Genomic DNA, 12,976 nt, shown 5'->3' with positions numbered 1-12,976 from the left:
GGGGCACGGCATCGTGCCTAGGATCGCAGGATGCCGGTTTCCTTGACAGCGGCCACGGCCAGCGGATTGTGTGCCTTCATCGATGCGTCACCCTCGCCCTTCCATGTGTGCGCGACGGTGGCGGCCGAGCTGGACGGCAACGGTTTCACGCCGTTGACGGAGGCGTCGGCGTGGGACGACGCGGGCGGCAAACACTATGTGGTGCGCGGTGGTTCGCTGATCGCGTGGGCTGACTACGACGCCGTCCCCGCTGCTCCGTTCCGGGTGGTCGGCGCGCACACCGACAGCCCCAACCTGCGCGTGAAGCAGCATCCCGATCTGGCAGGGGCGGGGTGGCAGCTCGTCGGGCTCGAGCCGTACGGCGGGGCTTGGCTGAACTCCTGGCTGGACCGCGAGCTCGGTCTGTCGGGGCGGCTCAGTGTGCGCGAGGGCGCGCGGATGCGCGATGTGCTGGTGCGGATCGACGAGCCGATCCTGCGGGTGCCGCAGTTGGCCATCCACCTGTCCGAGGACCGGCGCGGGGTCACCCTCGACCCGCAGCGGCACGTAAACGCGATCTGGGGGATCGGCGACGCGCCCGCCTCGTTCCTCGACTTCGTCGCCGAGCGGGCCGAGGTCGACGGTGCCGATGTGCTCGGCTGGGAACTGATGACCCATGACCTCGCGTCGAGCACGATCGTCGGTCGCGACCTCGACCTGGTGAGCGCGCCGCGGCTCGACAACCAGGGCACCTGCTACGCCGGACTGCAGGCCTTCCTCGCGGCCGCCGACGAGCCGGGTGCGGCGACGGCGGTGCTGGTGATGTTCGACCACGAGGAGGTCGGGAGCCAGTCCGATCGTGGGGCGCAATCGGATCTGCTGCCCGCCGTACTGGAGCGGATCGTGCTGGCCCGTGGCGGTGGGCGCGCGGATTACCTTGCCGCGCTTGCCGGTTCGGTGGTCGCCTCCGGTGATATGGCGCACGCGACGCACCCGAACTACCCGGACCGGCATGAGCCCGCGCATCGCATCGAGGTCGGCGGGGGGCCGGTGCTCAAGGTGAATCAGAACCTGCGCTACGCCACCGACGCGGCGGGCGCGGGCGCGTTCGCCCTGGCGTGTGCGCAGGCCGGCGTGCCGCTGCAACGGTATGTCCACCGGGCCGACCTGCCCTGTGGCTCGACCATCGGCCCGATGACGGCGGCTCGCACCGGCATGTCGACCGTCGACGTGGGCGCACCCCAGCTCGCCATGCACTCGTGCCGCGAACTCATGGGTGCCGCCGACGTGCCCGCCTACGCCTCGGCCCTCGCGGCCTTCCTCACCCCGGAAGCGACGGACTGACGGCGGCGGGGGATCGGCTCGGCCTCGGTGGCCGCCGAGGTCAGGCCGACGCGAGTTCCGGTGCGGCCGCCGACTTTCGGCTGGGATGGTAGGTGAGCACCGCGTAGACGATCACGGCGAACGTGGTCCACACATAGCTGCTGCCGATGATCTGCTGCCACCAGGCCCAGGCCAGTTCCTTGTCGCCCGAATGTGGCAACACCCACTGCGGGCCCACGATGAACATCACTGTGAACAGGGCGACGAGGGTGGTGAAGCCGCGAGAGCGGCGAGACACGGCCAGGCTGACCGCGACGACCAGCGCGGGCGCGACCCAGACCCAGTGATGCGACCACGACACCGGTGAGACCAACAGCACCGCCGCCGCGTTCACCAGCAGCGCGCCGACCTCGTTGCCCACGCCGATCAGGCGGTACATCCACACCGCGGCCAGCGCGATGGTGACCGCCGACAGACCGAGCCACAGGCCCGTCGCCAGCGATTCGTTCATACCGAGGCGGAACAGCGTGCCCTTGATCGACTGGTTGCCCGCGAAGTAGGGCGTGCCGATGCGGCCGGTGTCGGAGACGGTGTGGAACCAGTATTCGACCGAGTCCTTGGGGAACAGCAGGAAACCGACGCCCACCGCGCCCGCGGCCGAGACGACCATGGTGGCCGCGGCCTTCCAATCCCGGCGCAGCAGGAAGTACAGCAGATAGCCCGCCGGAATCAGCTTGATCGACACCGCGATGCCGATCAGCATCCCGCGCGGCCAGAACGGCTTGCGCACGAGAATGTCGAGGGCGACCGCGGCCATCAGGATCAGGTTGATCTGGCCGAAGTTGAACGTCTGGCGGACCGGTTCGAGGTACTGGGCGAGGCCGAGCCCGGCGATCAGCACGGTGAGCACCGAGATCCGGTCGAGTTCGGGGCGCACGCGAACCAGCACCAGCCACAACACGATTCCCAGGCTCGCCAGCGAGGTCAGCAGCACGACGACCTCGGCGACCACCAGCGGCATCAGCGCCAGCGGCACGAAGAACATCGCGGCCAGCGGGGGGTAGGTGAACGGCAGGCCCAGCCCGTACACCGGCGGCATCGGGCCGTAGAGGTCGCCGCCGTCGAGCCACACCCGCGCGCCGTTGCGGTAGACCTGCAGGTCGATGAACCCGTGCCACCAGTGCGCCAGCAGTGCGACGGCGGCGGAGACCACGAACAAACCGATGGCGGCGGTCAGCCAGCGTCGTTGGCGGTCCGGGTTGTCGGAATCGGGAATACGCGGCTCGACCTGCTCGGCAACCCCCGGACTTTCGTTCACAGCGCCAGAGTAATGGGTACCCCAATGGCCCAACCGCAAGTGTGACCAGACCGAATCCGGCCGCCTCCCCAGCGTGAGGGCAGGACGGGCGGCAGGCGGTTACCCCGCAACCATTAGACTCTGCAGATCAAGTTCCCCCCGGCCGAAAGGACCCTGGTCTCCCGTGACACTGCAGGTCGACACCGTCGCTACCGCCGCAGCCACCCCGGATGCTCCGCAGCCGTACAAGGAACTCGGTCTCAAAGACGACGAGTACGCCCGCATCAAGGAGATTCTGGGCCGTCGGCCCACCGATGCCGAGCTGGCGATGTACTCGGTGATGTGGAGCGAGCACTGCTCCTACAAGTCCTCCAAGGTGCATCTTCGCTACTTCGGTGAAACCACCACCGACGAGATGAAGGCCTCGATGCTGGCCGGGATCGGCGAGAACGCCGGCGTGGTCGACATCGGCGACGGCTGGGCCGTCACCTTCAAGGTGGAAAGCCACAACCACCCCTCCTACGTGGAGCCCTACCAGGGCGCGGCCACCGGCGTCGGCGGCATCGTGCGCGACATCATGGCCATGGGCGCGCGCCCGATCGCGGTGATGGACCAGCTGCGCTTCGGTGCGGCGGACGCCCCCGACACCCGTCGCGTGGTCGACGGCGTGGTGCGCGGTGTCGGCGGCTACGGCAACTCGCTCGGCCTGCCCAATGTCGGCGGCGAGACCGTGTTCGACGCCTCCTACCAGGGCAACCCCCTCGTGAACGCGCTGTGCGCGGGCGCGATGCGCGTGGAAGACCTGCACCTGGCCTTCGCCTCGGGCAACGGCAACCGGATCATCCTGTTCGGCGCGCGGACCGGCCTCGACGGCATCGGCGGCGTGTCCGTGCTCGCCTCGGACTCCTTCTCCGGTGACGAGTCCGGCACCGGCCGCAAGAAGCTGCCCGCCGTGCAGGTGGGCGACCCGTTCACCGAGAAGGTACTCATCGAGTGCTGTCTCGACCTGTACGCGGCCGGGCTGGTCGTCGGCATCCAGGACCTCGGCGGCGCCGGTCTGTCCTGCGCCACGTCCGAACTCGCCGCGGCGGGCGACGGCGGCATGCACATCGACCTGACCAAGGTCCCGCTGCGCGCCGCGCACATGACCCCCGCCGAGATCCTGTCGAGCGAATCGCAGGAGCGCATGTGCGCGGTCGTCACGCCGGAGAACGTGGAAGCGTTCATGGCCGTCTGCAAGAAGTGGGACGTGCTGGCCACCGACATCGGTGAGGTCACCGACGGCGACCACCTCGTCATCACCTGGCACGGCGAGACCGTGGTGGACGTGCCGCCGCGCACCGTCGCCCACGAGGGCCCGGTGTACGAGCGTCCCGTGCAGCGCCCCGACACCCAGGACGCGCTGATCGCCGACACCACCGCCACCCTGACCCGGCCCAAGACCGGCGACGAGCTGCGCGAGACCTTGCTCACGATGATCGCCAGCCCGCAGCTGTGCAGCCGCAAGTGGATCACCGAGCAGTACGACCGTTACGTGCGCGGCAACACCGTGCTGGCCGAGCACGCCGACGCGGGCGTCGTCCGCATCGACGAGTCCTCGGGCCGCGGCATCGCCCTGGCCACCGACGCGTCGGGCCGCTACACCAAGCTCGACCCGTACACCGGCGCGCAGCTGGCGCTGGCCGAGGCGTTCCGCAACGTCGCCACCACCGGCGCCACCCCCAAGGCCGTCACCAACTGCCTGAACTTCGGTTCGCCGGAGGATCCGGGCGTGATGTGGCAGTTCCAGCAGGCCGTGCGCGGCCTCGCGGATGGTTGTGCGGCACTGGGCATTCCGGTGACCGGCGGCAACGTGAGCTTCTACAACCAGACCGGTAAGGACGCCATCCTGCCCACCCCGGTGGTCGGCGTGCTCGGCGTGATCGACGATGTGCACCGCCGCATCCCGACCGGCCTCGGCCTCGAGCCGGGCGAGTCGCTGATCCTGCTCGGCGAGACCCACGACGAGCTGGACGGCTCGATCTGGTCGCAGGTCACCCACGACCACCTCGGTGGCGTGCCGCCGCGCGTCGACTTCGCCCGCGAGCAGCTGCTCTCGGAGGTGCTCACCTCGGGTTCGCGCGACGGCATGATCTCCGCCGCGCACGACCTGTCCGAGGGTGGCCTGGCACAGACCGTCATCGAAGCGGCGCTGGCAGGCGAAACCGGTTGCCGCATCGTGCTCCCCGAGGGCTCTGACCCGTTCGTGCAGCTGTTCTCCGAGTCGGCCGGACGGGTGCTCGTCGCCGTGCCGCGTTCGGAGGAGACCCGGTTCACCAAGATGTGTGACGCGCGGCAGCTGCCGTGGGTGCGCATCGGCGTGGTCGACCAGGGCTCGGATTCGGTCGAGGTGCAGGGGCAGTTCTCCGTGACACTCGCCGAATTGCGCGAGGCATTCGAAGGCACGCTGCCTAAGCTGTTCGGAGCGCACACCGCCTGATCGGACAGAGGAGTCGAGCTTGTGACCACTGAGGATACGAGCTCGGCTTCTCCACCGGCCGTTCGCGAGAACCTCTTCATCAGGGTAATTCACCTGGTGGAGAGGTTTTTTCATCCCAACTACGCCGGCCTGATCGTGGCGACGTTGTTCTTCGGGTTGTCGCTGACACCCTCGCTGCTGCCGCGTGACTGGTTCTTCCAGGGGCTGGTCAGCGGCATCAACGCGACGATCGGCTATGGGCTCGGTTGCTTGCTGGCGTGGGCCTGGTGCAAATGGGTGGCGCCGCGGATCACCTGGCCCGAGCAGGTGCGCACGGCATGGTCTCGGCGGCCGAGCTGGCTGGTGGTGGCGCTGCAGAGCGCGATCGTGACGGCGTGCCTGATCTTCGCGGTGCTGATGAGCATCCAGTCCTCGAAGTGGCAGCGGCAGATCACCGATCTGATGGGGATGGAGCCGGTGTCCGACGCGGGGTATCCGCGGACGGTGCTGGTCGGCGCGGTGGTGGTCGGACTGCTGATCTGGATCTCGCGCCTGGTGGTGCGATTGGTGCGCGCGGTGACGCGGGCGCTGAACCAGTGGGTGCGGATTCCGGCGGCGTTCGCCCGGCCGCTCGGGGTGATCGTCGTGCTGGTGGCCGCGGTGCTGCTGTTCAACGGTGTGCTGGCGAAAGGCTTTTTCGCCGTCGCCAATTCGGCGTTCAGCGCGCGCAACAGTCACACCTCACCGAACGCGGTCCAGCCGACGCTGCCCGAACGCTCCGGCAGCCCTGAGTCGCTGGCCAAGTGGGACACGCTGGGTTCGGAGGGCCGATGGTTCGTGGCGAACGCGCCGACCGCTCTCGCGATCGGGCAGGTCACCGGAAAGCCCGCGCGCGAACCGATTCGGGTCTACGCGGGGCTGGAATCCGCGGACGGGGTCGAGGCGCAGACCGACGTGGCCATCGCCGAACTCGACCGCACCAAGGCCTTCGAACGCGAAGTGCTGGTGGTGATCAGCACCACCGGCACCGGCTGGGTCGATACCGTCAGTGCCGAGGCGATCGAGTTGATGTTCGGCGGCGACACCGCGCTGGTGGCGACGCAGTACTCGTATCTGCCCAGCGCGCTGTCGTTCCTGTCCGACCGGGACAAGTCGATGACCATGGGGCGCACGCTGTTCGACAAGGTGTACGAACGCTGGTCGGCGCTGCCCGAAGACGCCAGACCCAAGCTGCTGGTCTACGGCGAGAGTCTCGGTTCGCAGGGGTCGGAGGGTGCGTTCTCCGGTCTGGCCGACATCCGCAATCGCACCGACGGCGTGCTGTGGGTGGGACCGCCCAACTCGAACCGGCTGTGGTCGGAGTTCGTGACCAGACGTGACCCCGGCACCGAAGAGATCACCCCGATCTATGCCGACGGGATGTCGGTGCGGTTCGCCGCCGCCGCCGATCAGCTGGCCCGGCCGACGCCGACCTGGAACGACCCGCGCATCACCTACCTGCAACACGCTTCCGACCCGGTGGTGTGGTGGTCGCCGGATCTGCTGTTCAGTCAGCCGGATTGGTTGCGGGAGAAGCGCGGACCCGATGTGTCGCCGGCCATGTCGTGGTATCCGATCGTCACGTTCTGGCAGGTCGCCGCGGATCTGCCGCGCGCGCAGACGGTATCGGACGGGCACGGTCACAACTACGGCAACCTGGTGCCCGACGCGTGGGCCGCAGTGGCCCAACCATCGGACTACACACCGGAATTGGCTGCCCGGATTCGGGTGTTCCTCGAAGAATCCATGGCCACCGAGCGTCAGTTGAAGTGACGAACCGGGGGCGCCGAACCCCTCGATCGGCGCCGCCCGGCTCGGCTCACGACACCGATTTGAACGGATTGTGTTCGGCGATCAGCTGTTCCAGCCGCGCCTCGTCGATCCGCCCGATCAGTGACTGAGTCTCCTGCTGGTCGCGCACGACCTTGGCGAGGGTGAAGCAGCTGGTCACCAGGAACAGGCCCGACATCGCCAGGAACGCGCGCTGCCAGCCGTCCAGCGGCAGGTACGCGATTCCGGCGCCGGTCCCGAACAGGCTCACAGCGAACGCGATCGCGGCCTGGGCCATGTAGGCCGAGGTGTTCTTCGGCTTGGTGTTTGTGCTCATGGCTCTCAGTGTGCTGATCCTCGGTGTCGCGATCGCGCGTACAACTACTCGAGTGCGGTACGTAGTTTGTGAGCGGCTCCGCAGTCACAAATCCGGTGATTGTCGGTACCGGCCGCCATACTGGGGCGGTGACCGAGCGCGCTTCGACTACCGCGATGCTGCGTGCGCGCGGCGCCGTGGTCTTGCGGCGCGTCGAGGTCGTCGTCGATCTGAATTACGTCGGATTGGTGCTGGCAACGCTGTTCTTCGGGCTGTCGGTGACCCCTTCACTGGTGCCGCGTGACTGGCTGTTCCAGGGGCTGATCAGCGGGATCAACGCCGCGATCGGTTACGGGCTCGGATGTGTGCTCGAGTGGTTGTTCCGGCGGTGGGTGCGGTCGCGGATTCCGATTCCGAGCCCGTCCGATCGGTTGCGATACGCGATCAAGGCGACCGTGCTGGTGGGGTGTGCGCTGGTGGCGGCGCTGATGCTGGTGCAGTCGGCGCGGTGGCAGCGCGAGATCACCTCGCTGATGGGGATGGCGGGCACCACCACGCCTGCCTATCTGCGGACCGGACTGCTCAGCATGGCCGTCGGGGTGGCGGTGGTGGCCGCGTATCGGACGGTGCGCGTCATGGTGCTCGGCCTGGCTCGCCAGCTCAATCGGTGGGTGCGGGTGCCGCGCGAAGTGGCGCCCGCCGCCGGGTTGCTGGTGCTGGTCGTGCTCGCGGTGACGATCTTCAACGGCGTCGCCTCGCGGGCGTTCTTCGCGGTGGCCAACTCGGCGTTCAGCGTGCGCAACGATCGGGCCACGCCGTACGCGGTGCAGCCGATCGCGCCGGAGCGTTCGGGGAGTCCGGGATCGCTGGCGCCGTGGCAGTCGCTCGGGTTCGAGGGGCGGTGGTTCGTGTCGAACGGGCCGAGTGCCGCCGCGATCACCGAGGTGACGGGAAAGACCGCGCGCGAACCCATCCGGGCCTATGTGGGGTTGGAGTCGGTGACTCGGGACCAGACCGCCGCGCAGCTGGCCGTCGCCGAACTGGAGCGGACCGAAGCCTTCGAACGCGAGGCGATGGTGGTGGTCACGACGACCGGGACCGGGTGGGTCAACGGGATGGCCGCGGGCGCCGTGGAATACCTCTACGGCGGGGATACGGCGATCGTGGCGACCCAGTTCTCGTATCTGCCCAGCGTGCTCTCGTTCCTGTCGGACCGGGACAAGGCGGCCGCGGCCAGCCGGGAGCTGTTCGACGCGGTGTACGAGCGGTGGTCGGCCCAGCCGGAGGGGCATCGGCCCAAGCTGTTCGTCTACGGGGAGAGTCTGGGTTCGCAGGGGTCGGAGGAGGCGTTCGACGGGCTGGCCGATCTTCGCGAGGAGGTCGACGGCGCGTTGTGGGTGGGGCCGCCGAATTCGAATCGGTTGTGGCGGCAGTTCGTCGACCGCCGCGATCCGGGGACGCCCGCGGTGGCGCCGGTGTACGCGGACGGGCTCGTCGTCCGATTCGCCGATGACGCGACAGATCTCGATCGCGCCGAGCCGTGGCGCGAACCCCGCATCGCCTATCTGCAACATCCGTCCGACCCGATCGTGTGGTGGTCGGCCGATCTGATCTTCACCCGGCCGGATTGGTTGAGCGAACCGCGCGGTCCCGATGTGTCGACACAGATGCGGTGGGCGCCGTTCGTGACGTTCTGGCAGGTCACGGCCGATCTCACCAACGCGCAGGGGGTGGTCGACGGGCACGGGCACCGGTACGGGAGTTTGGTGCTGGACGGGTGGTTGGCCGTCGCGGCGCCGCCGGGGTTGAACGGTGATGTCGTCGAAAGCATCCGTGTCGCACTGGAATCGGCGGAAACCTACGAGCGGGAGGTGAAGTGAGAAGGCTCGAAGCCGTTGCCGCGCTGGCCCTTCCGCTGCTGTGGGGCAACCGGGTTCTCCCCGCTCTCGATCTTGCGCTGCGGGGCCGCACCGCGGCGAACATCGCTTTCGCGACGGGCTACACGAAACTCTTTCGGGGTAACCCGAACTGGTTGTCGCCCAGTGGCTTCCGCTGGGGTTTCGGCAGTGCGGCCGTCGTCGTCGCCGGCTACGCCGTCGCCCTGTCGATCCCGTCCCTGCGACGGCTCCCGCTCGAGATCGCTGTCCGCGCACCGGAGACATCGACCCTCGAATGGATCGGCCTGCACATCCCCGTGGGCACGGTCCTGGCCGAGGAAGCCGTCTTCCGCGGAACCCTCGACCCGGTGCTCGCCGAGAGCGCCGGGTCGCTCGCACCCGTGATCAGCGCCCTCGATTTCGGCCTCTGGCACATCCGACCGGCACGGGTCGCGGGCGATCCGGTTGTCCCCACGGTGCTGGCCACCACCCTCGCCGGTCTCGTTTTCACCGAACTCCGGCGCCGGTCGGGTAGCGCCACCGCGCCCGCGCTCCTGCATCTGGCGATCAATGCCGGCGGAGCGCTCGCGCCCGCCGCCGCTCGGTGGGTGGACGGGCTGCGGCGGTAACCCCGCTCAGGCAGTCGCGACGAAATCGGCGACGGCCTCGGTGAAGGCGTCGTTGTCGTCGCCCGCGGCGGTGTGGGCCGCGGCGCTGATCTCGGCCAGGCGGGCGTGCGGTGTGAGCGCCAGGAATGCCGCGGCGCCCTCGTCGCTGACCACGTCGGACTTGCCGCCGCGGATCAGCAGGACCGGGATGGTGAGCGCCTCGGCGGCGGCTTCCATCTCGACGATGCGGGCTTCCGGGTCGTCGTTGACGTCGCTGATCAGGTCCGGGTCCCAGTGCCAGTACCAGCGGCCGTCCCGCTGACGCAGGTTGCGCAGGAGACCGTCGGCGTTGTCGGGACGCGGGCGGTGCGGCAGGTAGGCGGCGACCGCGTCGGCCACCTGGTCGAGGGTGTCGAAACCGTCGCGGTGCCTGCCGAGGAAGTCCATCACGCGCGCCACGCCCGTGGACTCCGAGCGGGGCACGATGTCGACCAGCACGAGTGCGCGGATCGCGCTGCCACCCGGCGTCGCGGTGGCGAGCAGCCCGGTGATCCCGCCCATGCTGGCCCCGACCACCACAGCGCCCGCGTCCCGCGTCGCACCGAGCTGTTCGAGCACGGTGTGCAGGTCGGCCACCATCACGGTCCTGGAGTAGTCCGCCTCCGGTGACCAATCGCTGTCCCCGTGTCCCCGCGCGTCGACGGCGACAACTCGCATCCCCGCCGCGGCCAGCGCCCGTCCCGTCCGCTTCCACGAATGCCGGTTCTGTCCGCCGCCGTGCAGCATCACGACCAACGGGCCGCCTTCGGCGCCGAAGCTGTCCGCGACCAGGGTGAGCCCGTCGGCAGCGCGCAATCGCAGCGTTGTCGGCTCGAGGGGATCGGTGACACTCATAGGACGAATGTACGACGAGCCCCGCCGATCGGCGCCGTCGGGCGTTCGATCGGCCGTCGGGAGGCTGCCGTGAGCCCCTGTTTCAGCTGTCGGACCTGGTCCAGGTCAGGTACTCGGCGTCGCGGGACGGTGTGCCGTTCCACGGGTGCTCGAGGAAGTCCTCGTCGCGCACTTCGGTCCGGCCAGGGAGGTGGGCGCACACGCAGGCGATGGTCAATGTGTCTGTGCGGGAGCCGAGTTCGTCGGCCTTGAGCTCGTGAGCCAGGTCGGTGGCGACCGGGAGGAGGTCGTTCATCGTCGCGGTGCCCGGCAGGCAGAGGTCGAGGTACAAGTCGACCGAGCCCGGTCGCTCGGGCGAGACGGCCGATCTTCCCGCGGCTATGCGGACATCCGGTGGCAGGCGGGTGCGCTGCATGAATTTCGAGAGGTCGAATCCGGCGATCGTTTGTGGGCCGGTCACGTATTTGCCCTGGCACGCCAGCACGGTCTGTGGCGGATCGGGCGGGGTGGTGTCGTCGGGCGTCTGGCAGGCGGCGATCAGCGCCGCCGCGGGGATCGAGATCAAGGCTGTCGCGCGTCTCATCGGAAGTCACGCTAGCGGGTGTTCGACGTTCGGGTCACGGAGTCGGCTCGGGTGACCGGAATGTCGGTGAACGTCGGTAGCGTCTCGCGGTATGGCTGGACGGAATGTGGTCGACCCCGCGCAGGTGCGGGCGGCTGTGCTGGGTGTGGGGGAGTGGTTGCGGGATCCGGCGTTGCCGGTGCCGGGGCGGGGGGAGTTGGGGGCCGCGGTGAAGGGGACGGCGCGGGCCCTGGCGGGGAGTGCGCCGGGGCATTCGGTGGAGGTGCGGGTGCCGCCGTTCGTGGCCGTGCAATGCATCGAGGGGCCTCGGCATACCCGGGGGAATCCGCCGAATGTGGTGGAGACGGATGCGCGGACCTGGTTGTTGCTGGCTACCGGGCTGCTCGGATTCGACGACGCGGTGCGGGCGGGGGTGGTGAGCGCCTCGGGGACAAGGGCGGGGGAGATCGCGGGGTGGCTGCCGATCGTGCCGTTGCCCGCGCGGGACGACCCGGCTGCCGAGTAGCGGCAACCGGGTCGCCGGCTCACGCGGCCGCGGTGTGCTTGCGGTGCAGGCCCTTGTAGTCGTAGTAGCGGGTGATGATCGTGCCGAGGACGACGGCGATCGCGATGCCGAGCAGCGACATCCAGATGCCGCGGTCGAGACCCGCCGCATAGCTGGCGTCGAAGTACAGGATCGAGCGGACACCGAGGAACACCTGGTGCATCGGCTCGAATTCGGCGAGCCACGCGAGATAGGTCGGCGTCGCCTCGATCGGGACGGTACCGCCGGAGGACGGCAGACCGAGGATGACGAACAGGGTCAGGTTCACCAGCAGACCCGCGGTGCCCAGGGCGGCCAGCGTCATCAGCGCGGTCCAGCCGACCGCGATCATGGCGAGCACCGAGAACAGGAACAGGGCGAGCGGATTGTCGACCGGCATGCCCACCACCTTCGCCACCAGCAGGAACACCAGCGAAACGATCACCGCGACCAGCGCCGAAACCCCCCACTTGATGAGCAGGGTGTGAAAGCGCGAGATCGGGGTCGGCGGATAGTGCACGGACCAGGGGCCGTATTCGGTGGGCATGAAGCCGAGCTGGGAATCGACCATCGTGTGGATCACCATCGCCCCGACCATCCCGGCCAGCAGCAGGAGCAGGGAGAAGAAGAACGCCGTCAGACCGATCCCGGTGCCGCTCGGCAGCGGGCGGAATTCCTGCGCGACCACATCGATCGGGCTCTCGAGGGTGATCATGGCCGCGCCGGACACCTGCGGCGGCGGTGCGCCCGCCGGTGTTTCGGCCAGGGTCGCCCGTACCTGCTCGGTCAGTTGGAGCCCGACCTGCTTGTCGACCTCCGACAGCGCCCGGTCGCCGATGCGCTGCACGATCCCGACGCCGTAGGCGCCCATGCGCGGGTTGGTCTGCAGGGTGATGATCGGCCGTTCCATCTCGCCGGGCACGATGCTGCCCGTGCCGAGAATGCCCAGGCGTTTGCTGAAATCGCCGGGGATGATGATCGCGCCATACACCTGTCCGGTGCGCAGCAACTGCTCGGCCTCCGATTTTCCGACGACGCGCAAGTCGATCTGATCGGCGGGCACGCCCGCGACGAGCGCATCCGCGATCTGCTTGCCGAAATCGACCTGCTTGCGCTGATCGCCCGAGCCCATGACATCGCCGACGTCGGAATCGACGAGCGCGATCGGGAAGTCGTGCAGATTCTTCTCCGGGTCGGCGATATAGCCGAGGTACATGAAGCCGAGCAGTGCGGTGAGCACGGTCAAGACCGCGGTCGGCGCGAGCACGATGCGAGCCCAGTGACGCCGATTCAAGTTCGGTGTGGCGAA

The 12,976-nt window shown here is 68.8% G+C and carries 11 protein-coding genes; 6 read left to right on the top strand and 5 right to left on the bottom strand.

What is annotated here, in order from left to right; translation table 11 throughout:
* Window positions 1–30 precede the first annotated feature (30 nt).
* Window positions 31–1,323, top strand: coding sequence for a M18 family aminopeptidase (locus tag ACWFRF_RS12990; RefSeq protein WP_378658054.1), 1,293 nt, complete (start codon window positions 31–33; stop codon window positions 1,321–1,323).
* A gap of 40 nt (window positions 1,324–1,363) precedes the next feature.
* On the opposite strand, the gene ACWFRF_RS12985 is transcribed toward ACWFRF_RS12990, so the two are convergent.
* Window positions 1,364–2,620 (bottom strand): glycosyltransferase 87 family protein, encoded by a 1,257-nt coding sequence (locus ACWFRF_RS12985; RefSeq protein ID WP_452450084.1) that lies wholly within the window; start codon window positions 2,618–2,620, stop codon window positions 1,364–1,366.
* A gap of 163 nt (window positions 2,621–2,783) precedes the next feature.
* Here ACWFRF_RS12985 and purL point away from each other — a divergent pair, with 163 nt between their 5' ends.
* Both purL and ACWFRF_RS12975 read left to right on the top strand, forming a co-directional pair.
* Window positions 2,784–5,078, top strand: coding sequence for a phosphoribosylformylglycinamidine synthase subunit PurL (purL, locus tag ACWFRF_RS12980; protein ID WP_452450082.1), 2,295 nt, complete (start codon window positions 2,784–2,786; stop codon window positions 5,076–5,078).
* 21 nt (window positions 5,079–5,099) lie between these two features.
* Window positions 5,100–6,869 (top strand): alpha/beta hydrolase, encoded by a 1,770-nt coding sequence (locus tag ACWFRF_RS12975; RefSeq protein ID WP_452450080.1) that lies wholly within the window; start codon window positions 5,100–5,102, stop codon window positions 6,867–6,869.
* 46 nt (window positions 6,870–6,915) lie between these two features.
* Here ACWFRF_RS12975 and ACWFRF_RS12970 read toward each other — a convergent pair whose 3' ends face one another.
* On the bottom strand, window positions 6,916–7,203 hold the full coding sequence (locus ACWFRF_RS12970; protein WP_056818759.1) for a YiaA/YiaB family inner membrane protein: 288 nt from the start codon (window positions 7,201–7,203) through the stop codon (window positions 6,916–6,918).
* Window positions 7,204–7,331: 128 nt separating this feature from the next.
* Here ACWFRF_RS12970 and ACWFRF_RS12965 point away from each other — a divergent pair, with 128 nt between their 5' ends.
* Entirely contained in the window at window positions 7,332–9,062 is a 1,731-nt protein-coding gene (locus ACWFRF_RS12965) for an alpha/beta hydrolase (RefSeq protein ID WP_452450078.1), read from the top strand.
* Window positions 9,059–9,688, top strand: coding sequence for a CPBP family intramembrane glutamic endopeptidase (locus ACWFRF_RS12960; RefSeq protein ID WP_452450077.1), 630 nt, complete (start codon window positions 9,059–9,061; stop codon window positions 9,686–9,688). The genes ACWFRF_RS12965 and ACWFRF_RS12960 overlap by 4 nt, the downstream gene beginning before the upstream one ends.
* A 6-nt stretch (window positions 9,689–9,694) precedes the next feature.
* On the opposite strand, the gene ACWFRF_RS12955 is transcribed toward ACWFRF_RS12960, so the two are convergent.
* Together ACWFRF_RS12955 and ACWFRF_RS12950 are read right to left on the bottom strand one after the other, a co-directional pair.
* Window positions 9,695–10,561, bottom strand: a complete 867-nt coding sequence (locus tag ACWFRF_RS12955) for an alpha/beta fold hydrolase (protein ID WP_452450075.1) — start codon at window positions 10,559–10,561, stop codon at window positions 9,695–9,697.
* Window positions 10,562–10,643: 82 nt separating this feature from the next.
* Window positions 10,644–11,144, bottom strand: a complete 501-nt coding sequence (locus tag ACWFRF_RS12950) for a hypothetical protein (protein ID WP_378990588.1) — start codon at window positions 11,142–11,144, stop codon at window positions 10,644–10,646.
* 91 nt (window positions 11,145–11,235) lie between these two features.
* On the opposite strand from ACWFRF_RS12950, the gene ACWFRF_RS12945 reads away from it, so the two are divergent.
* Window positions 11,236–11,649 (top strand): sterol carrier family protein, encoded by a 414-nt coding sequence (locus ACWFRF_RS12945; RefSeq protein ID WP_387446336.1) that lies wholly within the window; start codon window positions 11,236–11,238, stop codon window positions 11,647–11,649.
* Window positions 11,650–11,668: 19 nt separating this feature from the next.
* Here the strand turns inward: ACWFRF_RS12945 and ACWFRF_RS12940 are convergent, their stop codons facing one another.
* A complete protein-coding gene (locus tag ACWFRF_RS12940; protein WP_379311936.1) occupies window positions 11,669–12,934 on the bottom strand; it encodes a YhgE/Pip domain-containing protein in 1,266 nt (421 codons plus the stop codon).
* Window positions 12,935–12,976 lie beyond the last annotated feature (42 nt).

Source organism: Nocardia sp. NPDC055165 (assembly GCF_053606985.1).
Note: the sequence above shows the minus strand (reverse complement) of the source record. Positions and strands in the feature narration are given on the sequence as shown.